General features: G+C 73.1%; 28 protein-coding genes. 21 read left to right on the top strand and 7 right to left on the bottom strand.

Annotation, left to right across the window (positions count from 1 at the left end):
• The first annotated feature begins 49 nt into the window (after nucleotides 1-49).
• A complete protein-coding gene (locus ACPC54_RS25815; RefSeq protein ID WP_498968068.1) occupies nucleotides 50-1,744 on the top strand; it encodes an ABC transporter family substrate-binding protein in 1,695 nt (564 codons plus the stop codon).
• Nucleotides 1,745-1,835: 91 nt separating this feature from the next.
• On the opposite strand, the gene ACPC54_RS25810 is transcribed toward ACPC54_RS25815, so the two are convergent.
• Nucleotides 1,836-3,092, bottom strand: a complete 1,257-nt coding sequence (locus tag ACPC54_RS25810; protein WP_498968067.1) for a tannase/feruloyl esterase family alpha/beta hydrolase — start codon at nucleotides 3,090-3,092, stop codon at nucleotides 1,836-1,838.
• A gap of 179 nt (nucleotides 3,093-3,271) precedes the next feature.
• On the opposite strand from ACPC54_RS25810, the gene ACPC54_RS25805 reads away from it, so the two are divergent.
• The 4 genes from ACPC54_RS25805 (at nucleotide 3,272) to ACPC54_RS25790 (ending at nucleotide 6,808) form a co-directional block, all read left to right on the top strand.
• Complete coding sequence (locus ACPC54_RS25805; RefSeq protein ID WP_498968065.1) at nucleotides 3,272-4,555, top strand: esterase/lipase family protein; 1,284 nt, start codon at nucleotides 3,272-3,274, stop codon at nucleotides 4,553-4,555.
• A gap of 11 nt (nucleotides 4,556-4,566) precedes the next feature.
• The gene (locus ACPC54_RS25800) at nucleotides 4,567-5,595 is read left to right on the top strand and encodes an alpha/beta fold hydrolase (protein ID WP_498968063.1); all 1,029 of its coding nucleotides are present in this window, start codon (nucleotides 4,567-4,569) and stop codon (nucleotides 5,593-5,595) included.
• 139 nt (nucleotides 5,596-5,734) lie between these two features.
• On the top strand, nucleotides 5,735-6,262 hold the full coding sequence (locus ACPC54_RS25795) for a COG4315 family predicted lipoprotein (RefSeq protein ID WP_498968062.1): 528 nt from the start codon (nucleotides 5,735-5,737) through the stop codon (nucleotides 6,260-6,262).
• 42 nt (nucleotides 6,263-6,304) lie between these two features.
• The gene (locus ACPC54_RS25790) at nucleotides 6,305-6,808 is read left to right on the top strand and encodes a DinB family protein (protein ID WP_498968061.1); all 504 of its coding nucleotides are present in this window, start codon (nucleotides 6,305-6,307) and stop codon (nucleotides 6,806-6,808) included.
• Between the two features lie 42 nt (nucleotides 6,809-6,850).
• Here ACPC54_RS25790 and ACPC54_RS25785 read toward each other — a convergent pair whose 3' ends face one another.
• Nucleotides 6,851-7,591 (bottom strand): 3-oxoacyl-ACP reductase family protein, encoded by a 741-nt coding sequence (locus tag ACPC54_RS25785; RefSeq protein WP_498968059.1) that lies wholly within the window; start codon nucleotides 7,589-7,591, stop codon nucleotides 6,851-6,853.
• Nucleotides 7,592-7,737: 146 nt separating this feature from the next.
• Between ACPC54_RS25785 and ACPC54_RS25780 the strand changes: the two genes are divergently transcribed.
• From ACPC54_RS25780 to ACPC54_RS25760, 5 genes are all read left to right on the top strand, one after another.
• Nucleotides 7,738-7,923, top strand: coding sequence for a hypothetical protein (locus tag ACPC54_RS25780; protein WP_498968058.1), 186 nt, complete (start codon nucleotides 7,738-7,740; stop codon nucleotides 7,921-7,923).
• 234 nt (nucleotides 7,924-8,157) lie between these two features.
• On the top strand, nucleotides 8,158-9,174 hold the full coding sequence (locus ACPC54_RS25775; protein ID WP_498968189.1) for a cytochrome c oxidase assembly protein: 1,017 nt from the start codon (nucleotides 8,158-8,160) through the stop codon (nucleotides 9,172-9,174).
• A gap of 75 nt (nucleotides 9,175-9,249) precedes the next feature.
• Nucleotides 9,250-9,888: a YdcF family protein gene (locus tag ACPC54_RS25770; RefSeq protein WP_498968056.1), complete on the top strand. Its 639-nt coding sequence runs from the start codon at nucleotides 9,250-9,252 to the stop codon at nucleotides 9,886-9,888.
• 84 nt (nucleotides 9,889-9,972) lie between these two features.
• Nucleotides 9,973-10,671: a hypothetical protein gene (locus ACPC54_RS25765; RefSeq protein WP_498968055.1), complete on the top strand. Its 699-nt coding sequence runs from the start codon at nucleotides 9,973-9,975 to the stop codon at nucleotides 10,669-10,671.
• Nucleotides 10,672-10,743: 72 nt separating this feature from the next.
• Nucleotides 10,744-11,172 (top strand): hypothetical protein, encoded by a 429-nt coding sequence (locus ACPC54_RS25760; RefSeq protein WP_498968054.1) that lies wholly within the window; start codon nucleotides 10,744-10,746, stop codon nucleotides 11,170-11,172.
• 88 nt (nucleotides 11,173-11,260) lie between these two features.
• Here the strand turns inward: ACPC54_RS25760 and ACPC54_RS25755 are convergent, their stop codons facing one another.
• From ACPC54_RS25755 to ACPC54_RS25745, 3 genes are all read right to left on the bottom strand, one after another.
• The gene (locus ACPC54_RS25755) at nucleotides 11,261-13,480 is read right to left on the bottom strand and encodes an NADP-dependent isocitrate dehydrogenase (protein WP_498968052.1); all 2,220 of its coding nucleotides are present in this window, start codon (nucleotides 13,478-13,480) and stop codon (nucleotides 11,261-11,263) included.
• 165 nt (nucleotides 13,481-13,645) lie between these two features.
• Nucleotides 13,646-14,014 (bottom strand): DUF4180 domain-containing protein, encoded by a 369-nt coding sequence (locus ACPC54_RS25750; RefSeq protein WP_498968051.1) that lies wholly within the window; start codon nucleotides 14,012-14,014, stop codon nucleotides 13,646-13,648.
• A 13-nt stretch (nucleotides 14,015-14,027) separates the two neighbouring features.
• Nucleotides 14,028-14,432: a helix-turn-helix domain-containing protein gene (locus ACPC54_RS25745; RefSeq protein WP_498968050.1), complete on the bottom strand. Its 405-nt coding sequence runs from the start codon at nucleotides 14,430-14,432 to the stop codon at nucleotides 14,028-14,030.
• Between the two features lie 240 nt (nucleotides 14,433-14,672).
• On the opposite strand from ACPC54_RS25745, the gene ACPC54_RS25740 reads away from it, so the two are divergent.
• Nucleotides 14,673-14,984: an SAV_915 family protein gene (locus tag ACPC54_RS25740; RefSeq protein ID WP_498968049.1), complete on the top strand. Its 312-nt coding sequence runs from the start codon at nucleotides 14,673-14,675 to the stop codon at nucleotides 14,982-14,984.
• Complete coding sequence (locus ACPC54_RS25735) at nucleotides 14,981-15,313, top strand: hypothetical protein (protein WP_498968048.1); 333 nt, start codon at nucleotides 14,981-14,983, stop codon at nucleotides 15,311-15,313. The genes ACPC54_RS25740 and ACPC54_RS25735 overlap by 4 nt, the downstream gene beginning before the upstream one ends.
• Before the next feature lie 7 nt (nucleotides 15,314-15,320).
• Here ACPC54_RS25735 and ACPC54_RS25730 read toward each other — a convergent pair whose 3' ends face one another.
• The gene (locus ACPC54_RS25730) at nucleotides 15,321-15,572 is read right to left on the bottom strand and encodes a hypothetical protein (RefSeq protein ID WP_498968047.1); all 252 of its coding nucleotides are present in this window, start codon (nucleotides 15,570-15,572) and stop codon (nucleotides 15,321-15,323) included.
• Nucleotides 15,573-15,940: 368 nt separating this feature from the next.
• On the opposite strand from ACPC54_RS25730, the gene ACPC54_RS25725 reads away from it, so the two are divergent.
• Entirely contained in the window at nucleotides 15,941-17,599 is a 1,659-nt protein-coding gene (locus ACPC54_RS25725) for an APC family permease (protein ID WP_498968046.1), read from the top strand.
• 68 nt (nucleotides 17,600-17,667) lie between these two features.
• Here the strand turns inward: ACPC54_RS25725 and ACPC54_RS25720 are convergent, their stop codons facing one another.
• Nucleotides 17,668-19,296, bottom strand: coding sequence for an FAD-dependent oxidoreductase (locus ACPC54_RS25720; protein WP_498968044.1), 1,629 nt, complete (start codon nucleotides 19,294-19,296; stop codon nucleotides 17,668-17,670).
• 343 nt (nucleotides 19,297-19,639) lie between these two features.
• On the opposite strand from ACPC54_RS25720, the gene ACPC54_RS25715 reads away from it, so the two are divergent.
• From ACPC54_RS25715 to ACPC54_RS25680, 8 genes are all read left to right on the top strand, one after another.
• Complete coding sequence (locus ACPC54_RS25715; protein WP_498968043.1) at nucleotides 19,640-20,812, top strand: SchA/CurD-like domain-containing protein; 1,173 nt, start codon at nucleotides 19,640-19,642, stop codon at nucleotides 20,810-20,812.
• A gap of 31 nt (nucleotides 20,813-20,843) precedes the next feature.
• A complete protein-coding gene (locus ACPC54_RS25710) occupies nucleotides 20,844-21,272 on the top strand; it encodes a cupin domain-containing protein (protein WP_498968042.1) in 429 nt (142 codons plus the stop codon).
• On the top strand, nucleotides 21,269-22,525 hold the full coding sequence (locus tag ACPC54_RS25705; RefSeq protein ID WP_498968040.1) for a beta-ketoacyl-[acyl-carrier-protein] synthase family protein: 1,257 nt from the start codon (nucleotides 21,269-21,271) through the stop codon (nucleotides 22,523-22,525). Before ACPC54_RS25710 ends, ACPC54_RS25705 begins: the two co-directional genes overlap by 4 nt.
• A gap of 5 nt (nucleotides 22,526-22,530) precedes the next feature.
• Nucleotides 22,531-23,772, top strand: coding sequence for a beta-ketoacyl synthase N-terminal-like domain-containing protein (locus tag ACPC54_RS25700; protein WP_498968038.1), 1,242 nt, complete (start codon nucleotides 22,531-22,533; stop codon nucleotides 23,770-23,772).
• Between the two features lie 49 nt (nucleotides 23,773-23,821).
• Nucleotides 23,822-24,082 carry an acyl carrier protein gene (locus ACPC54_RS25695; protein WP_498968037.1) on the top strand — a complete coding sequence of 87 codons (261 nt, stop codon included), beginning with the start codon at nucleotides 23,822-23,824 and terminating at the stop codon, nucleotides 24,080-24,082.
• 1 nt (nucleotide 24,083) lies between these two features.
• A complete protein-coding gene (locus tag ACPC54_RS25690; RefSeq protein ID WP_498968036.1) occupies nucleotides 24,084-24,539 on the top strand; it encodes an SRPBCC family protein in 456 nt (151 codons plus the stop codon).
• 17 nt (nucleotides 24,540-24,556) lie between these two features.
• The gene (locus ACPC54_RS25685) at nucleotides 24,557-24,877 is read left to right on the top strand and encodes a TcmI family type II polyketide cyclase (protein ID WP_498968188.1); all 321 of its coding nucleotides are present in this window, start codon (nucleotides 24,557-24,559) and stop codon (nucleotides 24,875-24,877) included.
• A 309-nt stretch (nucleotides 24,878-25,186) separates the two neighbouring features.
• Entirely contained in the window at nucleotides 25,187-25,654 is a 468-nt protein-coding gene (locus ACPC54_RS25680) for a hypothetical protein (protein WP_498968035.1), read from the top strand.
• Nucleotides 25,655-25,662: the final 8 nt, after the last annotated feature.

Raw genomic sequence — 25,662 nt, 5'->3', positions numbered from 1 at the left:
CGGTCGAACCCAGTTGAAACCAGTCGAAGAAACGAGGACCCACTCCGCCATGCGATCGAGAATCGCCGTCCCCGCCGCCGCCCTCACCGCGGCCCTCGCCCTCGCCGTCTCGGCCTGCAGCTCCTCCGGCTCCGGCTCCGGCACGCCGAACGCCGGGAACGCGGGCGCCTCCGCCACCGCGGCCTCGGCGAAGGTCGACTACAACCCGCAGCCGTACGACAACATCAAGGACGGCGGCACCTACACCACCGCGGGCACCATCGACGACCAGGGCAACCCGTTCAACGCCAACGCGACGCTCACCGCCAAGCGCGTCTGGTTCTGGTACAACCCGGACGTCATCACCTACTCCCCCACCGGCGAGCCGCAGTACAACCCGGACTACCTCAGCGACGTCAAGTCCGAGGTCGTCGGCGGCGACCAGCGGGTCGTGCTCACCCTCAACCCCGCCGCCACCTACAACGACGGCACCCCGATCGACTGGACGGCCGTCAAAGCGACCTGGCAGGCCAACAGCGGCGCCGACAAGGAGTACAACGCGGGCGACACCGAGGGCTACAGCCTCATCACCTCGGTCACCCGCGGCACGGACGACAAGCAGGCCGTCGTCGAGTTCAAGGGCGCCGCCCCCTGGTGGTCCAGCCTGTTCACCACCCTCCTGCACCCCAAGGCCGCCACCGTCGCCGGCTTCAACGACGCCTACGTCAAGGCCGTCCACCCCGAGTGGGGCGCCGGCCCGTACACGGTCGGGACCTTCGACGACAAGACCGGCGACCTCACCTTCGTCCGCAACCCCAAGTGGTGGGGCAAGAAGGGCAAGCTCGACAAGCGCGTCTACGTCAACCTGGAGTCGGACGCCGCCGCCAACGCCTTCAAGAACGGCCAGATCGACTACACCTCCGCGGGCGACGCCGAGGGCCTGAAGCGGCTCTCCGGCGTCCAGGGCACCGAGATCCGCCAGGGCGGCAGCCCGTTCGCGTACTCCTTCTACCTCAACGCCAAGTCCCCCAACCTGCAGGACATCCAGGTCCGCAAGGCCCTCCTGGAGAGCGTCGACCGGGCGCAGATCGCCAAGATCCAGTTCCAGGGTCTCGGCGACTACAGCGAGCCGCTGCCCGGCTCCCTGCTGCTCTTCAGCTTCCAGAAGGGCTACTCCGACAACGTCGGCGCCGTCATCAAGCACGACCCGGAGGACGCCAAGAAGACCCTGGACGCCGCCGGTTGGAAGCCCGGCGGCGACGGCATCCGCGAGAAGGACGGCAAGAAGCTCGCCGTCACCTACACCCTGCGCGGCAACGACCCGCTGGAGAAGGCCACCGCCGGCGCCCTCGTCCAGATGCTCAAGCCGGTCGGCATCCAGATCGACCTCAAGACCTCCACCGCCGCCGACTTCAGCAAGATCCTCACCGACCACAGCTTCGACATCTTCCTCGTCGGCAACCGCTCCCCCGACCCCTTCGGCGCCCGCTACCTGTGCCAGTTCTACTGCAGCGACAGCAGCTCCAACATCGTGAGCATCGGCTCCCCCGACCTCGACAAGGAGATCCACGCCGTCGCCGCCGTCGCCGACCCCGACCAGCAGACCACCCAGGCCAACGCCGTCGAACGCAAGGCCCTCGAACAGTACGGCTACCTCCCGCTGTTCAGCGGCCCGTCCATCTACGGCGTCAAGAACGGCCTCGCCAACGCCGGCGCCACCATCTTCGGCACGCCGCTGCCCGAGACCATCGGCTGGCAGAAGTAGCGCCGCCGCCCGGAACGCCCGGCGGCCGCCCCACCGGACCCCGATGCCGGTGGGGCGGCCGCCGTGCGCGGGCCCGGGCGCGGGGCGGCGGTCACCACGTCCGGATGTCGGCGGTGTCCACGTCCGCGGTCCAGGGCACGGTGCGGTTGGCCGGGGGCTCGGTGCCGTGGTCGACCCAGGCCGTGAGGGCCTTGAAGGCCGTGCGGTAGAAGGGCAGGAGGGGGCGCAGGCGGCCGGGGAAGGTGTCGCAGAAGCCGTCGACGTGGTTGCCGCCCTCGATCCGGTACTGGCGGTGGAGGTGGGCGCGGCCGGCCGCGGAGACGAGGCGGGTGTAGCGGTCGGAGTGGAGGTGGATCGGGAGGAGGGCGTCCAGGGTGCCGTGCAGGGAGAGGAGGGGTCTGCCGATCGCGCCGGTGAGGGAGACCCGGTCGACGGCCTCGCGGACGCCGGGCGGGCGGGTCGCGTAGGAGTAGTGCGCGTCGGGGCCCGGGTAGTGGGGGTCGAAGACGGCGCGGTAGGTGCGCTGGGTGAAGTCCCAGTAGACCTGGTGGTGGAGCTCCCAGAGGAATTCGGAGCCGGCCGGCAGGCCCGCTTCGATCAGACGCGCACGGGCGGCCTGCGGGTCGTCGCCGTCGCGGTAGGCCGGGTAGTGGGCGAGCGCGGCGGGCAGGTGGGTGAGCAGGTTGGGGCCCTCGGGGAGCCAGAGCGGGCCTTCCCAGTCGACGCCGCCGTCGTAGAGCTCGGGGAAGCGTTCGAGTTGGACCCGGGTGAGGTACCCGCCGTTGGAGATGCCGGTGACGTAGGTGCGCTCCGGCTCGGTGCCGTAGTGGTGCCGGACGGCGGCACGGGCGGCGAGGGCGAGTTCGTGCAGGCGGTCGGTCCACTCGGCGAGGGCGTCGCCCGGCGCGGCGCCGGCGGTGTGGAAGTCGGGCCCGGAGTTCCCCTTGTCGGTGGCGGCGTAGGCGTAGCCCTCGGCGAGGACGTGGTCGGCGATGAGCCGGTCGGTGGCGTACTGGCGGCGGATGCCGGGTGCGGCGGTGACGACGAGGCCGCCGTTCCAGGCGGTGGGGAGCCGGAGGACGAACTGGGCGTCGTGCTGCCAGCCGTGGTGCGGATTGAGCCGGGTGGCGGAGGGGAAGCAGCCGTCGATCTGCCAGCCCGGCACCGGGCGGCCCGGCTGCGGGGCGTCCGCGCTGTGGAGCCCGTCCCAGTCGGCGCGCACCGTGTGCCCGTGGGCCACGGTACCGACGGTGGTCAGGTCGTCGAGCCTCGTCGCGTGCTGCCGTTCGGCTCCGGGCACGTGCGGTGCCCATCCGGTCGGGGCGGTGGGGGCCGTGGTGCCCGTCATCGCGGGTCTCCTTCCGTTGTGGCCGGATCATGCAGGTTCGTCGGGACACACCGCCCCTGGCCAGGTGGCCGGCCACTACAGAGAGGTGGCCGAGGTGTGCGCTGCCGCCATAGGACGGACACGACGGAATCCGTAGCGTGTCACGCACTCGGCCCTCGGCGTGGAGGAGTGAACACGGCATGTGGAGAAGCGGCAGGCGGAAGGGCGCGGGCTGGGTGCTGGCGGGCGTACTGGCCCTGGTCGGCGCCGTGGTCCCGTCGGGAACGGCCGCGGCGGCACCGGCGGCGGTGCCGTCCAACCTGACCATGGAGGCGAACTACACCGGCGTGGCCAACGGCTGGGACCACGTCGAGCGGTACCTCGACACCACCCCCGGCTTCCAGCAGGAGCAGTATCCGCCGGACGGCCGGGGCAACCAGGACGGCCAGCGGCTCACCTTCTTCGGCGGCGTCAAGCAGCCCTTCTCCGGCCGCTTCCTGCTCTACTCGGCCCCGGGCTGGAACACCGGCGCGCACCAGGTCCCGGTGCTGCTGGTGCACGGCGCCAACGACAACCCGGACCGGGCCTGGGCCAACCCCGGCGAGTCCGGCGGCTACGGCTGCGGCGCCGCGTCCTGCCCGAACACCGGGCTGATGCAGAAGCTGGCCGGGCAGGGCTACCGGGTCTTCGCGATCGGCTTCGCGCACAAGCAGGGCGACAACCTGATGCAGGCCCAGGAGGTCGGCGACGCGGTCGCGCTGATCCGCGCCAAGCTCGGCGTCCCGCAGGTGGACCTGGTGGGCTGGAGCAAGGGCGAGATGTCCGCCCGGGCCTACGTCTCCTCGGTCAAGCCCGCCTGGGGCCGCCCGTACGCGGGCGACGTGCGCAAGCTGATCACCCTCGGCGGCCCGAACGGCGGCTACGACTACCCCTTCGCGCACGGCTGGGCGCACGACTTCTCGATCTGGCCGCAGTGCGGCGGCGCGATCAACGCCCCCTCTCCGCACCTGCACATGACCTGCTACGGCACCTACACCGCGCACCCCGAGTTCTCCTTCACCCCCACCGGCGGCTACGACGACTACCCGGGGCAGCGGCAGATGCTGGCGCGCTGGGACTCGGTCTTCGGCCTCGACCAGACCCAGCAGGACTGGTACACCACCTACTACGGCGGGCAGGGCTTCTCCACCGATGGCGGCGGCATCCAGCCCGCGATCGACGCCGGCTCGCTGATCGCCCCGCTGAAGCAGGCCGGGGTCCCGGCCTCGGTGACGGCCTACCTGCTGGCCGGCGGCACGCCCGACATCCTCGGGATCTACAACGAGAACCGCGGCCCCAGCGACGGCGTGGTCTTCGTGTCCAGCGCGCTGGACACCACCGGCTTCGGCACCGTCGGCGGCACCGCGCTGATCACCCTCGCCAACCACCTGGAACTCGGCTGGGACAGCGCGGCGAGCGCACAGGTCGCCGGCTGGCTGAACTGAGGACACCCCGGATGATCACCGATCGACTGACGGCAACCGACCGGCTGCACGTGAACTACGCCGAGATCGAGGGCCGCACCGGCGAACCCGTGGTCCTGGTGCACGGCAACGTCTCCTCCAGCGTCTTCTGGCACGCGACCATGGCCGGCCTCCCCGCCCGCTACCGCCCGCTGGCGCCCGACCTGCGCGGCTTCGGCGGCACCGAGCCACTGCCGGTGGACGCCACCCGGGGCCTGCGCGACCACAGCGAGGACCTGCTCTCCTACCTCCGGGCCCTGGCCCTCGGCCCGGTGCACCTGGTCGGCTGGAGCATGGGCGGCGGCGTGGCGCTCCAACTGCTGCGCGACCACCCGGAGTCGGTCCGCTCGCTCACCCTGGTCAACCCGGTCTCCCCGTACGGGTTCGGCGGCACGAACGGGGTCGACGGAAAGCTCAACTCGCCGGACGGCGCGGGCTCCGGCGCCGGCGGCGCGGCGCCCGAGTTCGTCCGGCTGCTGCGCGAGGGCGAGTCGGGCGCCGAATCGCCGTTCGCGCCCCGGTCGGTGCTGGACACGGCCTACGTCAGCGAACCGCTGGCGGAGCCGGAGCGGTACGTGACCGCGATGCTGACCACCCGGATCGGGGAGGACCACTACCCGGGCGACAGCCGCACGAGCGAGGCGTGGCCGGGCTTCGGGCCCGGGGAGCGCGGGGTGCTCAACTCGATGGCGCCGACGCACTTCCGGATCGACGACCTGGAACTGGTCGAGCCGAAGCCGCCGGTGCTGTGGATCCGCGGCTCGGCCGACGTGATCGTCTCCGACACCTCGCTCTTCGACCTGGCCCACCTGGGAGCGATCGGCGCCGTCCCGGGCTGGCCCGGCGCGGCCGAGTGCCCGGCGCAGCCGATGGTCGCGCAGACCCGCGCCGTCCTGGACCGCTACGCCGCGGCGGGCGGGCGGGTGCGCGAGGTGGTGGTCGAAGGGGCCGGGCACAGCGTGCAGTTGGAGCGGCCGGAGGAGTTCCTGGCCGCGCTGGTGGAGACGCTCGGCGAGGCCTGACGGCCGTGCGGTCCAGCGGCCGGCCGAGCAGCCCGGCCGGCCGCTGAACGCCCGCCGCCCCGGTCGCGTACCCCCTGGCGAGTCGCTTCGCAGGCCCATCGCCCCGCGGCCGGCGGCCCGTACGGAAGGAGCGTGCACCATGCGCCGTGTCGCCTGGGCAGCCACCATGCTGCCCGCCCTGGCCCTCGCAGCAGCGTGCGGCAGCGGCGGCGGTTCCAAGCCCGCCACGTCCAGCCCGCCGGCGTCCCCGGCACCGGCGCCCTCGGCGCCCGCCCCCTCGACCAGCCCGCCGAGCACGGGCACGGGCACCGTGGTCGCCGTCCACGGCAACAAGCTCGGCATGATCCTCACCGACAGCCAGGGCCGCACCCTCTACCTGTTCGAGAAGGACACCCCGACGATGTCCAGCTGTGACGGCGCGTGCGCGTCCGCGTGGCCGCCGCTGACCACCACGGGCGCTCCGCAGGCGGGCAGCGGCGTCGACGCCGCCCAGCTCGGCACCGTCACCCGGGCCGATCACAGCATCGAGGTGACCTACCACGGCCACCCGCTCTACTACTTCTCCGGCGACCAGAAGCCGGGCGACACCAACGGCGAGGGCTCGACCGCCTTCGGCGCCGGCTGGTACGTCCTCGCCCCCTCCGGCAGCAAGATCGACAACAGCTGACGCCCCGGCACGGCTGTCGGAGGCGCCTGCTAGCGTCCGGCCATGATGAAAACCGTGCCGTACACCGGCGAGGAGAAGGAGAGCCTGCACACGGCTCTCGACCGGCACCGCGACGTGGTGGTCTGGAAGATCCAGGGGCTCGACGACGAGCAGCTGCGCCGGCCGATGACGCCGTCCGGGACGAGCCTGCTGGGCCTGGTCAAGCACCTCGGCGGGGCCGAGCTGTGGTGGTTCCGGGAGACTTTCGGCCGGGAGACCGGTCCGATGCCGTTCGACATCGAGGCCGACGAGACCTCCGACATGCGGGTCGAGCCGCACGAGTCGACCGCCGACATCCTGGCGTTCTACACCCGGGCCCGGGCCGCGGCCGACGAGGTGATCCGCGAGCTCGACCTGGACGACACCGGCACCTCCTACTCGGGCACCACCGTCTCGCTGCGCTGGGTGCTGATCCACATGACCACCGAGACCGCCCGACACGCCGGCCACCTGGACATCCTGCGCGAGCTGGCCGACGGCGCGACCGGCGACCACGACCGCAGCTGAGTCGTCGGCCCCGCCCCGGGCCCCCTCATCCGGGGGCAGCGGTCACGCGGTGTAGCCGCCGTCCACGGCGAGGGCGGTGCCGGTGACGTAGCGGCCGCCGGGGCCGGCCAGGAACGCCACGGCGGCCGCGATGTCCTCGGCCTGCCCGTACGTCCCCAGCGCGGTGAGCGAGCGCTGGAAGTCGGCGGAGTCGCCGTCCGCCGGGTTCATGTCGGTGTCGATCGGGCCCGGGTCGACGATGGTGGCGGTGATCCCGCGCGGGCCGAGCTCCCGGGCCAGGCCCTTGGTCAGCCCGGTGAGGGCGGTCTTGGCGGTCGCCTGCAGCACGAAGTTCGCGCCGGGGACGCGCCCGTTGAAGCAGGACCCGATGCTGATGATCCGCCCGCCCTCGCCCAGGTGCCGGGCGGCGGCCTGGGCCGCGAGGAACACCGAGCGGATGTCGACGGCGAGCACCCGGTCCAGTTCCTCGACGGTCACCTCGGCGAGCGGGCCGTAGGTGAGGAAGCCGGCGTTGTTCACCAGGATGTCGAGGCGGCCCAGCTCCCGCACGGCCGTCTCCACCGCCTGCTCCGCGGCCCCCGCCTCGGCGAGGTCGGCCCGGACGGCGACGGCCCGGCCGCCGGCGGCCCCGATCTCCTTGACCACCGCGCGGGCCTGCTCCTCCGCCCGCACGTAGGTCAGCGCCACCGCCGCGCCCTCGGCCGCCAGCCGCTTCGCCACCGCGGCGCCGATCCCCCGGCTGCCACCGGTCACCAGGGCCACCTTGCCGGTCAACTCGCTCATCGTTCTTCCCCCTTCGTGGATGCCGCGTTCGCGACTCACCCACGGTAGGAGTTGACACCGATGTCAGGTTCAAGCGCTTTCTTCACGGCGGACGGCCGCTGTGCCATGCTGCACCAGCCCGATTCCCTCCGCCCGATGGGACCCTGATGACTCGCCGGACAGCCGCCCTGCTCCTCGTCCTCGCCGCCGCCCTCCCGGTCGCGGCCGCCACCGCCGGCACCGCCGGGGGCCACACCGACCAGCGCTCGGAGCACACCACCACGGCGCTCGCGCCCACCGGCGGCACCGCCGGGGGCCACACCTCCGAGCGCGGCGAGCCGAGCCACACCTGATCCACCCCGCCCGGGGCCGGGGCCGCCCCGGCCCCGGGCGGCCGCCGCGCGCCGCGCCGGCCGTGACGCACCGCACCCGCCCCGCCCCCGGGAACCCGTACGGAGGGGGTGGGCGCACCGCCCGAGGTAAGACCCGCCTAGGCTGTATGCCAAGCAAAACGGGCGAACCGGACCCTCCCCTGGGGCCACGAGGACGGAAAGCAGGACCCGCCGATGGGCGACGGAATGTCAGGCATGCACCACCACGGCGGGATGACCCGACTAGGCCCGTTCACCTTCGACAACGTCTGGACCTGGTCCCCCGACTGGGTCTTCCTGCTCGGCGGGCTGGTCGCCCTCGGCCTCTACCTGGCCGCCGCCGTGCGGCTGTACCGGCGCGGCGACAAGTGGCCGGTCGGCCGGGTGGTCGCCTGGGTGGCGGGCGTCGGCTCGCTGCTGCTGGTCACCTGCACCGGGCTGAACGACTACGGCATGGTGCTGTTCAGCGCGCACATGATCCAGCACATGGTGCTGTCCATGCTGACGCCGATCCTGCTGCTGCTGGGCGCGCCGATCACGCTGTCGCTGCGCGCGCTGCGCCCGGCCGGCAAGGGGCGCCCGCGCGGGCCGCGCGAGCTGCTGGTGGCGCTGCTGCACAGCCGGTACGTCCGGGTGATCTCGCACCCGGCGTTCACCATCCCGCTGTTCATCGCGAGCCTGTACGGGGTCTACTTCACCCCGATCTTCGACTTCCTGATGCAGTACCGCGCCGGGCACATCTTCATGATGGTGCACTTCCTGGCCACCGGTCTGGCCTTCTTCTGGCCGATCATGGGCGTGGACCCGGGCCCGCACCGGCCGGGCCACGTGATGCGGATCATCGAGCTGTTCATGGGGATGCCGTTCCACGCGTTCTTCGGCGTCGCCGTGATGATGGCCAGCCACCCGCTGGTGACCACCTTCACCGTGGACGGCGCGCCGCCCGGAACGAACCTGCTGGAGGACCAGAAGCTGGCCGGCGGGATCACCTGGGCGTTCGGCGAGATCCCGACCGCGATCGTGCTGGTCGCCCTGGTGTACCAGTGGATGGGCTCCGAGCAGCGCCAGGCCCGCCGGCGCGACCGGGCCGAGGACCGCAGCGGCGACGCCGAGCTGGAGGCGTACAACGCCTACCTGGCCTCGCTGAACAAGCGCGGCCAGCGCCCGGCCGCGGCCCGGACCGCCCAGGCCGCTCCGGCCCCCCGGACCGCCCCGGCGGCCGACGCCGGCTGAGCCCGCCCGCCGCACCGCACAGGACCCCCGTTCCGGCCCAGGAACGGGGGTCCCGTCGTACGCGTTCGACCGGACATGCACGTCCTGCTCCTGCCCGCCCTCCTGCTCACCGGCTACGTCCTGCTCTGGCTGCTCGGCTTCCTCGGCGTCGCGCTGTGCCAGCGGCGCCGGCCGGTGCCGGAAGGGGCCGACTACCTGGTGGTGCTGGGCGCGGCGCTGGACGGCTGCGAGCCCGGCCCGGCGCTGGCGGCCCGGCTGGACGCCGCGCGGGCGCGGTTCGCCGCCGAGGAGGCCGCCGGGCACGCGCCGCTGCTGCTGGTGACCGGCGGGAAGGGCCCGCACGAGGAGTGCACCGAGGCGGCCGCGATGGCCCGCTACCTGATCGCCCGCGGCGTCCCCGCCGGGCGGGTGCGGCGCGAGGAGCGGGCCGTGAACACCGCCGAGAACCTGCGGTTCAGCGCCGCCCTGATGGCCGCCGAGCGGCCCGGCTACCGCTGCACGGTGGTCACCAGCGGCTTCCACACCGTCCGGTCCGCCGTCGCCGCCCGCCGGGCCGGCGCCCCGGCCCACACCCTCGGCGCAGACCCGCTGCTCGCCCACGGCCCGTACGCCCTGCTGCGCGAGGCGGTGGGCACCGCGCTGGCCTGGCCGCGGGCCAACGGCGCCGTGCTCCTGCTACTGGCCGTCGGCGGGGTTCTGCTCGGCCCGGCCTGATCCCGCGGGCGCGCACGGCCCCCTGGATCAGCTCGCGCCGATGAGTCAGTATGAGAACGGAACCGAGTGCGGAGGGGGGGCTCTGTGACGTACGGGACGGCGTACCGGACCCGGGGGGAGTGGAGCAGGATCCAGCGGGCCTGCGTGCCGGCGGCCCTGGTGGCGGCCCTGGTCGCCACGGTGGTGGGCGGGCTGGCCGTCTGGCGGTGGATGGCCGACGACCAGGGGTGGGAGGCCTGGCACGGGTGGGCCCTGGGGGCGGCCGTGCCGGTCGGCCTCGCGGCCGCCGTGCCGTTCCGGCGGGAAGGCGTCCTGTCCGAAGCCGTCGCGGTCCTCCTCGTGTTCATGCTCCTGCCGCCGCTGGTCGGCGTCGGCGCGGCGGCGGCCGCGACCGGCGACATCCGGGAGTGGGGGCGCACCGGCCAGGCGGTGACGGCCACGCTGAGCGGCTGCCACGTCTCCGGCACGGTGCCGTTGGAGACCGACCGGGGCACGATCGGCTCGGTCGACGTCTACAGCTGCACCTACCGCTGGACGGCCGCCGGGCAGGACTGGGAGCAGGTCCGCCGCTCCCCGTTCGGCAACCACCCGGACGGCTACCGGGAGCAGGTGTGGACGGACGGCACGACCGGCGAGGTGGCCGAGCACCACCCGATCCGGATCGGCCTGTGCCTCCTGCTCGCCCTCGCCTGCCTGCTGGTCACCGTGCCCTCCTGGGGCGCGCACCTGGACCTGCTCCACCAGCACGGCCTGCTCGGGCGCCGCCCGACTGCCGACGACTGAGCCCGCCCCCTGGTCCGCGTCGGCCCCGGTCCGTCAGGATGTGGGCAGGACCGAACGGGGAGGGGGCGTCCGATGGAGCGGACGTGGTGGGATCGGCACGCCAGGCACGTGGGGACCGGGTTCGTGGTCCTGTGGTACGCCGTGGTGGCGTTCCTCGGCATCGCGTGGGCCCAGGAGTGGGCGGACACGCCCCGGGCCGTGACCGCCACCCTGACCGACTGCCGGTGGAACGACCCGACCGACCCGAAGTACGGGGTCACCTGCACCTACACGTGGACGGTCAACGGACGGACCTGGACCAAGGACTGGAAGAGCAGCCACCTCTACGACGACGGCCACCGGGCGGAGGTGTGGACGAACCCGGACACCGGCAGGCTCTCCCAGCACAGCCTGCTGCTCCCTGGATGGGGACTGTTCGTCGCCATCGTCGGGCCGGCCGTCTTCCTCGTGTCGCTCCGCCGGTTCAACCGCGATTCCCCCTCCTACCGCACGTTCCGCTGAGAAACGGCCGGTTCCGCCGCCCGGGCACGCCGCAGGCCCCGGGTCCGCCATCGGACCCGGGGCCTGTGTCAGCTCAACTCGGCCGGGTTCAGCCGAGGTTGGCGAGCGCCTCGTTGAAGGTCTTCGACGGGCGCATCACGGCGGCGGCCTTGGCCGGGTCCGGCTGGTAGTAGCCGCCGAGGTCGACCGGCGAGCCCTGGACGGCGATGAGCTCGTCCACGATGGCCTGCTCCTGGCCGGTCAGCGCCTCGGCCAGACCCGCGAAGGCCTGGGCCAGCTCGGCGTCCTCGGTCTGGGCGGCCAGCTCCTGGGCCCAGTACATGGCCAGGTAGAAGTGGCTGCCGCGGTTGTCGATGCCACCCAGGCGGCGGCTCGGCGACTTGTCCTCGTTGAGGAAGGTGCCGGTGGCGCGGTCCAGGGTGTCGGCCAGCACCTTGGCGCGGGCGTTGCCCGCGGTGGTGGCCAGGTGCTCGAAGCTGGCGGCCAGCGCGAAGAACTCGCCCAGGCTGTCCCAGCGCAGGTAGTTCTCCTTGACGAGCTGCTGCACGTGCTTCGGGGCGGAGCCGCCGGCGCCGGTCTCGAACAGGCCGCCGCCCGCCATCAGCGGGACGACCGACAGCATCTTGGCGCTGGTGCCCAGCTCCAGGATCGGGAACAGGTCGGTCAGGTAGTCGCGCAGCACGTTGCCGGTGACCGAGATGGTGTTCTCGCCGCGGCGGATGCGCTCCAGCGAGAACGTGGTGGCCTCGACCGGGGACTTGATCTCGATCTGCAGGCCGGTGGTGTCGTGCTCCGGCAGGTACTGCTTGACCTTCTCGATCAGCACGGCGTCGTGGGCGCGCTCGGCGTCCAGCCAGAACACCGCCGGGTCGCCGGTGGCGCGGGCGCGGGTGACGGCCAGCTTGACCCAGTCCTGGATCGGCGCGTCCTTGGTCTGGCAGGCGCGGAAGATGTCGCCGGGCTGGACGGCCTGCTCCAGGACGACGTTGCCCTCGGTGTCGACCAGGCGGACGGTGCCGGCGGACGGGATCTCGAAGGTCTTGTCGTGGGAGCCGTACTCCTCGGCCGCCTGGGCCATCAGGCCGACGTTCGGGACCGAGCCGATGGTGGCCGGGTCCAGGGCGCCGTTGGCGCGGCAGTCGTCGATGACGGCCTGGTACACGCCCGCGTAGCTGTGGTCCGGGAGGACGGCCAGGGTGTCGGCCTCCTTGCCGTCCGGGCCCCACATGTGGCCGGAGGTGCGGATCATGGCCGGCATCGAGGCGTCGACGATGACGTCGCTCGGCACGTGCAGGTTGGTGATGCCCTTGTCGGAGTCGACCATGGCGAGGGCCGGGCCCTCGGCCAGCTCGGCCTCGAAGGAGGCCTTGATCGCGGCGCCGTCGGCCAGCGCGTCGAGGCCGGCCAGGATGCCGCCGAGGCCGTTGTTCGGGTTCAGGCCGGCGGCGACGAGCGCCTCGCCGTACTGGGCGAAGGTCTTCGGGAAGAAGGCGCGCACGACGTGGCCGAAGATGATCGGGTCGGAGACCTTCATCATGGTGGCCTTGAGGTGCACCGAGAACAGCACGCCCTCGGCCTTGGCGCGGGCGACCTGCGCGGCCAGGAACTCGTTCAGCGCGGCGGCGCGCATCACGGAGGCGTCGACGACCTCGCCGGCCAGCACCGGGACGGTCTCGCGCAGCACGGTGGTGGTGCCGTCCTCGCCGACCAGTTCGATGCGCAGGGCGCCGTCGGCGGCGATCACGGCGGACTTCTCGGTGCTCGCGAAGTCGTTCTCGCCCATGGTGGCGACGTTGGTCTTGGACTCGGCCGTCCAGGCGCCCATCCGGTGCGGGTGGGTCTTGGCGTAGTTCTTGACCGACAGCGGGGCGCGGCGGTCGGAGTTGCCCTCGCGCAGGACGGGGTTGACGGCGCTGCCCTTGACCCGGTCGTAGCGGGCGCGGACGTCCTTCTCCTCGTCGGTCTGCGGCGCGTCCGGGTAGTCCGGCAGGGCGTAGCCCTGGGCCTGCAGCTCGGCGATGGCGGCCTTCAGCTGCGGCACCGAGGCCGAGACGTTCGGCAGCTTGATGATGTTGGCGCCCGGGGTCTTGGCCAGCTGGCCCAGCTCGGCGAGGGCGTCGCCGATCCGCTGGGCCTCGGTCAGACGCTCCGGGAAGGTGGCGATGATGCGCCCGGCCAGGGAGATGTCACGGGTCTCCACCCGCACGCCCGCCGTCTTGGCGTACGCCTGGACCACCGGCAGGAACGAGTAGGTCGCCAGGGCCGGAGCCTCGTCGGTGTGCGTATAGATGATGGTCGAGTCAGTCATCGGTACTCCGCTTCACGTCTCCAACGTCTTGACGTCAAGATATCTCGTCCCGGGCCCCTCGCTCCACCTCCCCCCGCCCCGGAGTGCGCGCCGGTCGCCCCGAGGGGCGCGGAACGGCCGGCTCCACCGTCCCCCCGGGGCGGGCGCACGGCAAGCCGGGCGGGCTCAGCGCGAGGTCAGCCGGGCCTCCAGCTCCGCCTCGTCGGCGAGGAACCACAGCTGCCGGCCGCGGTTGCTCTCCCGGACGAAGTCGCGCAGCGCGTCGGACGCGGCGACGTGGTCGGCGATGTCGCCGAGCACGACCAGGCCGACGCGGTAGTTGACGAACTTCTGCACGATGCCGCCGGCCACGCGGGTGCGCAGCGTGAAGAAGTCCGGGTGCAGCCGGGCGACGGGGGCGACGACCCAGGTGGCGCCGTGGCCGAAGGCGTCGCCGATGACGTCCATGGCGTCCTGCTCGGAGCGGATCGGCACGCCCTCGGCGGGCAGTCGCAGGACGGTCGGGCGGTCGGTCACGTCGGTCACGTCGGTCACGTCGGGTTTCTCCCTAGCTGAAGGTGTGGACGATGGCGAGCAGTGCGGCGGTGTCGGCGGGGTCGCCGAGGAGGATCAGGCGCAGCGTGCGGCCCTGCGGGTCGTGGACGGCCTCGACGTGCAGGGGGCGGCCGCTCTCGCGCGGGCCGGCGACGGCGGCGAGGACGGCGGTGCTGAGCCGGTCGGCCTCGGCGCGGTCGACGTCCTCGATCCGGACGACGGCGGACACCTCGGCGCGCCGCCGGGCGGGGGCGGCGGCGGGGGCACCGGTGAGCGCCTCCAGGTCGGCCCGGGCGATCCGGTACTGCTTGCCGATCCTGGTGGCGGCGAGCCTCCCGTCGCGGATGTAGCCGCGGACGGTGCGCACGTGCAGGCCGAGAAGTTCGGCCACCTGTTCCACCGAGTAGTACTGCGCCACCTGCGGCCACCCTCCCAGACTTCCTTATCCGCACACAAGATAGCAGCCGACAGGTGCGTTTAGGGAAGAATAAGGAGTGGTGTAGTCCATTTGAGGGACCCCGGCGTCAGAAGTGCGTCAACGCATCACCCCATCAGGTCAACGCTGCGTCAGGACCGGCGACGGCCGGCCCGGGCGGGCCTAGCGTCGACTCGGAAGCAGTTCCGACAGGCACCACCACCCCCACTCGGGAGCACTCGCATGGCCCGCGTCCTCTGGCACGTTCCGGTCACCGTCTCCGGCACCGGAAGCACCTCCGCCCTCCGCCTGTTCCGCCTGCGCGACGGCCGCCGCTGCGCGGTCGGCTTCTCCAGCCCCGAGGCCCTGGCCGCCCTGCTCGGCCCGGACCAGCCGTACACCGAACTCGCCGAGCCCGCACTGCGCGACCTGACCGCGCCGCTCGGCGTGGACACCCTGGTGCTGGATCCGCGCCTGGTCGCCCCGCCCGTCACGGCGGCGCCGGCCGCCCCGCTCGCCCCCGCCGGGCCGACCGCACAGCTCCAGTCCCGGTGACCGCCCTCCATCTGGTTCCGGGCGGCGGGGAGCCGGAGCCCGAGCCGGCCCGGACGCTGCACGCCATCGCCCGGGTCAGCTACGGGCCGCTGCCGCTGGACTTCGACCGGCTGGCGGCGGAGTTCCCGGCCGTCCGCGGCGGTCTGGCGCTCGCCGGGGACGCCGACCTGGAGCTGCGGCTGGCCTGCACCGGCCCGGCGGAGCTGCGGGCGGTGGCGGCGGCCCTGCACCGCGCGGGCGCGGCCAAGGTCCGGATCGACCTGGTGCTGCGCGCCCTCACCCCGGCGCCGACCGGCCCGGCGCCGGTGACGCTCCGACCGGTGAACTGACCATCCGTCAATCCTCGAATCCGGGGCGTGGGTTGGGGTTGACGCCCTGCCCGTCGATCGGCTGGCCCCAGGCGTCCTCGCCGTCCCCGCCCACGCAGTAGCCACTGCCCTGCACCTGCCCGCCGGCGGCCCGGCACTGTTCGGCGGTGACGTCGCGAAGGAGGTTCGGCGCCGCCGCGGCCGGGGTCGCGGCGGCGAGGGATATGACGGTGATGACGGCGGCCGCGAGGGCCGCCCGGGCGCGCAGCGTTGTGGTCATGCGGCCCAGAACAGCACGGCCGCGCGGCACCGGCGACCACAGCGCGCCCGCCCGGGTGGACGGCCCGCGGACGCCCTCCGACGCCCCTCGCCGCATCCCTATGCGGCCGTCGCCATTTCCATGTCCGCCGAGGGGCATCCATATTGCCTGCCCGCCGGACCAAGCTCAATTCGCGCTCAAATGCTGGACCTACTGGCCGGTCACGTAAGAGATCGAAAAGCAGACCACCCCCTACCAGGGAGAATGTCGGGAAAAGAAAGTAAACATTCAGCAATGGAATCTGTGCAGAGGCCTATGAATAGCCCTACTGTGTGGCAACTCTCCGAGCTCCGCCCACCCCGGAGCCCCCACACACAGAGAGATCGCCCATGGCTTCCCTCAACCAGATCTCGCCGCCCGGCCAGAGCACCGGCACCGGCGCGACCACCCACCGGTCGCTCAAGCGCCACGTCGGCCTCGTCGGCCTCATGTGGGCCTCGGTCGGCTCGATCATCGGCTCCGGCTGGCTCTTCGGCGCCAAGAGCGCCGTCACCGCCGCCGGTCCCGCGGCCGTCATCTCCTGGGGCATCGGCGCCGTCGCGATCGTGCTGCTCGCGCTCGTCCACGCCGAACTCGGCGGGCTCTTCCCGGTCGCCGGCGGCACCGCCCGCTACCCGCACTACGCCTTCGGCGGCCTGGCCGGCATGTCCTTCGGCTGGTTCTCCTGGCTCCAGGCGGCCACCGTGGCGCCGATCGAGGTCGAGGCCATGATCGGGTACGCCAAGGACGTCCCCGGATTCGGCGGGCTGCAGCACGCCGACAAGACCCTGACCACCAGCGGATTCCTCGCCGCGACCGTGCTCATGGCAATTTTCGTCGCGGTCAACTTCCTCGGTGTGAAGGTCCTCGCCCGGACCAACAGCATCGCCACCTGGCTGAAGATCTTCGTTCCTCTGCTCACGATCTTCATGCTGGCGATCACCAGCTTCCACGGCTCCAACTTCACCTCGCACGGCTTCGCCCCGTTCGGCGCCAAGGGCGTCCTCGCCGCGATCAGCACCAGCGGCATCATCTTCGCCCTGCTCGGCTTCGAGCAGGCCATCCAGATCGCCGGTGAGAGCCGCAACCCGAAGCGCGACATCCCCCGCGCCGTGCTCGGCTCCGTCGCCATCGGCACCCTGATCTACACCCTGCTGCAGGTGGTCTTCATCGGCGCGCTGCCGGTCACCGCCTTCGCCAACGGCTGGGACAAGCTCGACTTCCCCGGCATCGACGGCCCCTTCGCCGGTCTGGCCACCCTGGTCGGCCTCGGCTGGCTGTACTACGTGCTCAAGGTCGACGCGGTGATCTCCCCCGGCGGCACCGGCCTGATCTACACCACCTCCACCTCGCGCATCTCCTACGGCCTGAGCCGCAACGGCTACGCGCCGCAGAGCTTCGAGCGGCTGGACAAGAACGGCGTGCCGTGGGTCGGCCTGATCCTCTCCTTCGTGACCGGCGTGGTCTGCTTCCTGCCCTTCCCGAGCTGGCAGCAGCTGGTCAACTTCATCACCTCCGCCAGCGTGCTGATGTACGCCGGCGCCCCGCTGGCCTTCGGCGCGCTGCGCCGCCGGCTGCCCGACCGTGAGCGCTCCTACCGGCTGCCGCTGGGCGGGCTGATCTCCCCGGTCGCCTTCGTGGTCGCCAGCCTGATCATCTACTGGGCCGGCTGGGACACCCTGCTCCGCCTGGGCATCGCGATCGCGCTCGGCTACCTGCTGCTCGGCGGCTACGCGGCGTACGCGATCTGGAAGGGCCTGCCGAACGCGCCGCGGCTGAACTGGAAGGCCGCCCAGTGGCTCCCGGTCTACCTGCTGGGCCTCGGCCTGATCTCCTGGCAGGGCGGCTTCGGCAACGGCACCGGCCTGATCCCGCTGTGGTACGACATGGGCATCGTGGTCGTGTTCTCCCTCGCCATCTACTACTGGGCGATCCAGGTCGCGCTGCCGGCCGAGGAGATCGAGCGCGAGGTCGCCGACGTGGAGGTGATCGACGCGGGCGGACACTGACGAACACCGATGCCTGACAGCAGGACGGGCCCGCCGGTCGCGACGACCGGCGGGCCCGTCCGCGTGTCCTACAGGCTCAGCACCGTCCGCAGCGCGGCCGCCACCTCGGCCTGCGCGTCCCGCGCCGGGCCGCCGGGCGAGCGCCAGGCGACGAAGCCGTCCGGGCGCACCAGCACGGCGCCCCGCGGGCCGAGGCCGTGCAGCTCGGCGAAGTCGGTGCCCGGCTCCGGCGCCAGGTCGTCCTCGGCCCCGGAGCCGATCCGGCAGGCGTCCAGCGGGACGGCCAGCCGGTCGGCGGCCCGCCGGGCGCCCTCCTGCCAGTCGGCGCCGTCCGGCCCGGTGAGCAGCACCATCGCCTGCTCGTACAGGTCCAGCGTGGACAGCCGCACGCCGGCCCGCAGCAGCCACTGGTGCGGCGCCCGGCTGCCCGGCTCGCCCGCCGACTCGAAGGCCTCCGGGACGACCGGCCCCGCCGGGTCGGCGCCGGCCACCGCGCCGACCGGGTAGCGGTAGCCGAGCGCCACCGCCAGCACCCCGGCCTGCCGGCTCACGCCCGGCACCACCGCGTAGCCGGGGTGGCTGTGCTCGGCCGAGCGGGCCGAGGCGCGCTCGCCGGTCACCCGGGCGACCGGCAGCCGCTCCTGCTCGTACGTCTCCAGCAGGCCCGGGCCGGCCCAGCCGCACAGCACGGCGGCCAGCTTCCAGGCCAGGTTGTGGGCGTCCTGGATGCCGGTGTTGGAGCCGAACGCGCCGGTCGGGGACATCTCGTGCGCCGAGTCCCCGGCCAGGAAGACCCGCCCGAGGCCGTACCGGTCGGCCACCCGCTCGGCCGCATGCCAGGGCGCCCGCCCGGTCACCTCGACGTCCAGCTCCGGCAGGCCGACCGCGGTGCGGATGTGCCGCTCGCAGCGCTCGTCGGTGAACGCCTCCAGCGGCTCGCCGTGCTCCGGGTGCCAGGGCGCGTGGAAGACCCACTCCTCCTGGTTGTCCACCGGCAGCAGCGCGCCGTCCGCCTCCGGGTTGGTCAGGTAGCAGGCGATGAAGTGCCGGTCGCCGACCACCTCGGCCAGCCGCTTGGCGCGGAAGGTGATGCTGACGTTGTGGAACAGCTCCCCCTTGCCGCTCTGCCCGATGCCCAGGCGCTCGCGGGCCGGGCTGCGCGGGCCGTCCGCCGCGACCAGGTACTCGGAGCGCACCACCCGCTCCTCGCCGCTCTCCCGGCTGCGCAGCAGGGAGGTGACGCCGTCCGCGTCCTGCTCGAAGGAGACCAGCTCGGTGCCGAAGCGCACGTCCCCGCCCAGGTCGCGGGTCGCCTGCAGCAGCACCGGCTCCAGGTCGTTCTGGCTGCACAGGCACCAGGCGGTGGGGCTGAACCGGGCCAGCCGCCCGCCCGGGTCGATCTCCCGGAACAGCCACTCCTGCTCCTCGCCGGTCAGCGAGGGCGCCTGCAGGATGCCGTGGTTGCGGGCGAGCACCGAGGCCGCCCCGCGGATCGCCGGCTCGATCCCGGCCGTCCGGTAGAGCTCCATGGTGCGGACGTTGTTGCCCCGGCCGCGCGGGTGGTGCGAGGTGTCGGCGTGCTTCTCGACCAGCAGGTGCCTGACACCCAGTCGCCCGAGGAACAGCGAGGCCGACAAGCCGACCAGCGAGCCGCCCACGATCAGGACCGGCACCCGGTCGTCAACCTTCGGATTCATCAATCGCTCCGCCCTGTAGGGGGATTCCGCGGCCCGGCGAATCGGCTCGGCGCCGCCCTCGACGGGCCCGCACGGCCGGGGGCCCCGGTTCTCCATCCCCCGCCCGGCCGCCCTTGTGCCGCCCCTTCGCCCGGATGGCCCGCAAATCTCGCGGGCGCGCCGACCGGCCGATGACGATCGACCTCAGGCCTGGCGCCGACCGCCCGGGCCGACCGCCACCGCACCGCCTCCCCCGGGGCGGAGCATCCGCCGGATCCGGCCGCCCGCCGGCCCGCGGCGTGCGGCGTGCGGCCCCGAGCAGACGCGGCCCAGCGCAGATGTGGCCCAGAGCAGAAAGTGGATCATGACTACCCTGTCCGAACCGCAGCGGAAGCAGCCCTCCGACGACAACGACTCCCGGCTGAGGGTGGTGCTGATGCTGGAGATCCAGGACGGCGCCCAGCAGCGCTTCCTCGACGTCTACGAGCAGCTGCGCCACCAGGTCGCCTCGGTGCCCGGCCACGTCAGCGACCAGCTGTGCCAGTCGATCAACGACCCGCGCCAGTGGCTGATCACCAGCGAGTGGAAGGACCAGGAGACCTTCCTCCAGTGGGTGGACAGCCCCGCCCACCGCGAGATGGTCAAGCCGATGCACGGCTGCGTCAGCGACAACTTCCGCTCCCTGCGCTACGCCGTGCTGCGCGAGACCTCGGCGGCCGGCTCCACCGGCACCCGCGCCCCGATGGAGGTCCCGCCCGGGCTGCCGCGCACCGAGCCCGCCGCCGGGCAGGCCGGCCCGCCGAAGGCCGACCCGGGCCCGGACGGCGTCGTCCGCCACGCGCTCACCTTCACCGTCAAGCCCGGCAGCGAGCCCGAGGTGGCCCGCATCCTGTCCGGCTACGCCTCCCCCAAGGCCGAGGTGGACGAGCACACCCGGCTGCGCCGCACCTCGCTGTTCCTGCACGGCAACCGGGTGGTGCGGGCCGTCGAGGTCGAGGGCAGCCTCGGCGACGCGCTGCGGCACGTCGCGATGCAGCCCGAGGTGCGGGCCGTCGAGGAGGCGCTCAACCCGCACCTGGAGGAGGCCCGGACGCTGGGTGACCCGCAGTCCGCGCGCGCCTTCTTCGCCAAGGCCGCGCTGCCCGCCCGGCACCAGGCGATCGCCAGCGCCCCCGTCTCCGGCCGGCTGCACCGGCACGCCGTGCTGTACCCCGTCCGGCCGGGCTGCGGGCCGGCCGTCGCCGAGCTGCTGGCCACCTACGACAACCTGGCCACGGCCGACCCGACCGGCCCGGTCGCCGCGAGCACCGTCTTCCACCGGGACGACGTGGTGGTGCGCCTGGTCGACCTGCGGGTGCCGGCCGAGGCCGACCCGGTGGCCGCCCTCGGCGTCGCCGGCGAGCGGGAGGCCGCCGCGCTCGGCGCGCTGCTCGACCTCGGCGCCCACGGGGACCTGCGCACCGTCGCCGGGCTGAGCGCGCTGCTCGCCGCGCGCGCCATGAGCCCGCTCACCGACCGCAGCGCGCAGGAATCCTGACGACTCCCGATCCCACCGGAGGCAGCACACCATGACCACCACGCCGTTCCCACGCATCGTCTCCGTCCACGAGGCGCCGGAGAACCGCCGCCACGGCGCCGAGCTGCGCACCATGCTCACCCCGCCGAGCTGCGGGGCGACCAGCGGCTTCATGGGCCTGGCCATCGTCCGGCCGGGCGAGCGGATCAACGAGCACTACCACCCGTACTCCGAGGAGTTCGTGTTCGTCGTCTGCGGCGACCTGGAGGTCGACCTCGACGGGAAGAGCTACCCGCTCAAGCCCGACCAGGGCCTGATGATCCCGATCAACGTACGCCACCGCTTCCGCAACGTCGGCGACACCGAGGCCCGGATGGTCTTCCACTGCGGCCCGCTCGCCCCGCGCCCCGACCTCGGCCACGTCAGCACCGAGGAGGCCGACGCCGCCGGCCCGCCGGAACCCGCGAAGGTCGCCTCGTGACACGGCGGGTCGCCGTCACCGGGATCGGGGTGGTCGCGCCCGGCGGGGTCGGGGTGCCGGCGTTCTGGGAGCTCCTCACCGCCGGCCGCACCGCCACCCGGGGCATCACGCTCTTCGACCCCACCGGGTTCCGCTCCCGGATCGCCGCCGAGGTCGACTTCGACCCGGCGGCCCACGGGCTCGGCCCGGAGGAGGTCAGACGGGCGGACCGCTACGTGCAGTTCGCGATGGTCGCGGCCGACGAGGCGATCGCCGACGCGGGCCTCGACCTGCGCGCCGAGGACCCGTGGCGGATCGCCGTCTCGCTCGGCACCGCGGTCGGCGGAACCACCCGGCTGGAGCACGACTACGCCCTGGTCAGCGCGCACGGCGCCCGCTGGGACGTCGACCACCGGCAGGCCGAACCGCAGCTGCACCGGGCCTTCGCGCCCAGCACGCTGGCCTCCACCGTCGCCGAGCGGGTCGGGGCGCACGGACCGGTGCAGACCGTCTCCACCGGCTGCACCTCCGGCCTGGACGCGATCGGCTACGGCTTCCAGGCCGTCGAGGAGGGGCGCGCCGACATCTGCGTCGCCGGCGCCTCCGACTCCCCGATCTCGCCGATCACCGTCGCCTGCTTCGACGCCATCAAGGCCACCAGCGAGCGCAACGACGACCCGGAGCACGCCTCCCGCCCCTTCGACGCCCACCGGGACGGCTTCGTGCTCGGCGAGGGCGGCGCCGTCCTGGTGCTGGAGGAGCTGGAGCACGCCCGCCGCCGCGGCGCCCGGATCTACGGCGAGCTCGCGGGCTTCGCCACCTTCGGCAACGCCTACCACATGACCGGCCTCACCACCGAGGGGCTGGAGATGTCCCGGGCGATCGACCACGCCCTCGACCACGCCCGGGTGAACTGCACCGACGTCGACTACGTCAACGCGCACGGCTCGGGCACCAAGCAGAACGACCGCCACGAGACCGCCGCGGTCAAACGCTCGCTCGGCGGGCACGCCTACGAGACGCCGATGAGCTCGATCAAGTCGATGGTCGGGCACTCGCTCGGCGCGATCGGCGCCCTGGAGGTGGTCGCCTGCACCCTGGCGCTCGCCCACAACGTGGTGCCGCCGACCGCCAACTACGAGACTCCGGACCCGGAGTGCGACCTCGACTACGTGCCGCGCACCGCGCGCGAGCTGCCGCTGAGCCACATCCTCTCGGTCGGCAGCGGATTCGGCGGCTTCCAGTCCGCCGTCGTGCTCAACAGAACGGGGTGAGTTCCATGACGTCACGTCAGCAGGGCCGCCGGGCCGTGGTCACCGGCCTCGGCGTGGTGGCGCCGAACGGTGTCGGGGCCGACGCCTTCTGGAAGGCCACCAGGCAGGGCGTGAGCGTCCTCGACCGGATATCCCGCGAGGGCTGCGGCGACCTGCCGCTCAAAGTCGCGGGCGAGGTACGGGACTTCGACCCGCAGGCGGTGATCGACAGCCGCTACCTCGTGCAGACCGACCGGTTCACGCACTACGCGATGGCCGCCGCCGACCTCGCCGTCGCGGACGCCCGCTTCACGCCCGACCCCGAACAGCCCTTCGCGGTCGGCGTGGTGACCGCGGCCGGCTCCGGCGGCGGCGAGTTCGGCCAGCGCGAGCTGCAGCAACTCTGGGGCCAGGGGCCGAGGTTCGTCGGCCCGTACCAGTCCATCGCGTGGTTCTACGCGGCCAGCACCGGCCAGATCTCGATCCGCGGCGGCTACAAGGGCCCGTGCGCCGTCGTCGCCAGCGACGAGGCCGGCGGCCTGGACGCGCTCGCGCACGCCGCCCGTACGATCGGGCGCGGCACCGACGCGGTGGTGGTCGGCGCCGCCGAGGCCCCGCTGGCGCCGTACTCGATGGTCTGCCAGCTCGGCTACCCCGAACTGAGCCTCGAAGAACGGCCCGAGGCGGCCTACCTGCCGTTCACCGCGCACGCCCGCGGCTTCTCCCCCGCCGAGGGCGGGGCGATGCTGCTGCTGGAGGACGAGCAGTCGGCCCGCCGCCGCGGCGCCACCGTCCGGGCCCACCTGGCCGGGCACGGCGCCACCTTCACCGGCGCCTCCCGCTGGGAGGAGTCCCGGGACGGCCTGGCCGCCGCCATCCGGGCCGCGCTGGACGAGGCCAGGCTCGCGTCCGAGGAGATCGACGTGGTCTTCGCGGACGCCCTCGGCGTGCCGGCCGCCGACCGGGCCGAGGCCCTGGCGCTGGCCGACGCGCTCGGCCCGGCCGCCGAACGGGTGCCGGTGACCGCGCCCAAGTCCGGTACCGGGCGGGCCTACTGCGGCGCGCCGATGCTGGACGTGGCGGCCGCCGTGCTGGCCATGGAGGACGGCGTCCTGCCGCCCACCCCCAACGTCACCGAGGTCTGCCACGACCTCGCCCTGGTCACCGGCCGCGCCCGGCCGGCCGAACTGCGCACCGCCCTGGTGCTCAGCCGCGGCCTGATGGGCTCCAACTCCGCGCTGGTGCTCCAGCGCGGCGAACGGCCCTGACCCACTCCCCCGATCACCCCCCGAATCACCCCTCCCGAAGGGACACCCCGTGAGCAACACCCTCGGCTACCCCGAGCTGGCGGACCTGATCCAGGCCCGGGCCGGCGTCAACATCGCCCCGGCCGACCTCGAACAACCCGGCGCCCACTTCGACGACTTCGGTGTCGACTCGCTCGGACTCCTGGGCGTCGTCGGCGAGTTGGAGAACCGGCACGGTCTCAAGGTCACCACCGGCGCCGAATCGGCCAAGACCCCCGCCGAGTTCCTCCAACTGGTCAACTCCTCCCTCTCCACGAAGGCAGGCGCCTGAGATGCCCGGACACACCGACAACGAGATCGTCATCAACGCTCCGCTCGACCTGGTCTGGGAGATGACCAACGACCTGGAGAACTGGACGGAACTGTTCAGCGAGTACGCCTCCGTGGAGGTGCTGGAGCGCACCGGCGACCGGGTCCGCTTCCGGCTCACCATGCACCCCGACGAGAACGGCAACGTGTGGAGCTGGGTCTCCGAGCGCACCACCGACCGGCCCTCGCTCGCGGTGAGCGCCCGCCGGGTCGAACCCGGCCCGTTCGAGTTCATGGACATCCGCTGGGAGTACGCCGAAGTCCCGGCCGGCACGAAGATGCGCTGGATCCAGGACTTCGCGATGAAGCCCACCGCGCCGGTCGACGACGACGGCATGGTCAACCACATCAACAAGAACTCCCGCATCCAGCTGCAGCTGATCCGGGAGAAGGTCGAGAAGCGGGCGGCCGAGCGATGACCGGAGCCGGAAGCGGGATCCACCGCGCCCTGATCGTCGCCCGGATGAAGCCCGAGGCGGCGCCCGACATCGCCGAGGTGTTCGCCGACTCCGACCGCGGCGAACTGCCGCACCTGATCGGCGTCACCGGGCGCAGCCTCTTCCAGTTCGGCGACGTCTACCTGCACCTCATCGAGGCCGACCGCCCGCCGGGGCCGGCCGTCGCCAAGGTCGCCGGGCACCCGGAGTTCCGGAGCGTCAGCGACCGCCTCACCGCCTTCGTCCAGGCCTACGACCCGGCCACCTGGCGCGAGCCGAAGGACGCGATGGCGCGCGAGTTCTACCGCTGGGAGCGCTGACCGCGCCCCCGCGCGTCCCGTGACCTCCATGGGCCCGCCCCCGGCCGTGCGCCGGGGGCGGGCCCAGGTGCGTGCGGCCGCGCGGCCGCTTCCCGCAGACTCAATCCGGCATCACCCGGATCGCCGGAGCACCCGGGTGAACACGCCCGGGACTCCACCCGAAGGGCGCACCGCCCGTGGCGGCGCCGACACGCTCCGGTGGCAGGCGGCCGCACGGTGGATGACGGTGGATCAGGCGCCTGTCCCCGCGAGTCCCCTTGCCCGGCACCCTGCCGGCGGTCGCGGCCCCGCGCCGGAAGGATCATCCTCATGCGTTCTGCACGCACGCTGTTCGCCGGAGCGGCCGTCGCCGCCGTCCTCACCGTGGGAGCTCCCATGGCCTTCGCCGACGGCTCTGCCGACCAGGGCAAGAACCTCACCTGGCAGGAGAAGACGGACAAGCCCGCCGACGCCCCCAAGGCCGGCGACGACAAGAAGCCCGCCGCCCCCGCCGAGGAGCACAAGACCACCGAGCACAAGGGGACCGAGAGCAAGGGCACGGAGTCCAAGGGCTCCGAGTCCAAGGGTTCGGAGGGCAAGGGCTCCGAAGGCAAGGGCTCGGAGGCCAAGGAGGAGGAGCACAAGGCCCCGCACGGCGGCGTGCACACCGGCGGCGGCGGCCTGGCCCTGTCCGGCGGCGGGCTCGCCTCCGGCGCCGTCCTGCTGCTCGGCGGCCTCGGCGCCGGTGCCTACGCCCTGCGCCGCGGCCGCCGCACCTCCGGCGCCACCGCTCTCTGACTGCACTC

The organism is Kitasatospora sp. NPDC094028 (assembly GCF_049543595.1).
Taxonomy (GTDB): domain Bacteria; phylum Actinomycetota; class Actinomycetes; order Streptomycetales; family Streptomycetaceae; genus Kitasatospora.
Note: the sequence above shows the minus strand (reverse complement) of the source record. Positions and strands in the feature narration are given on the sequence as shown.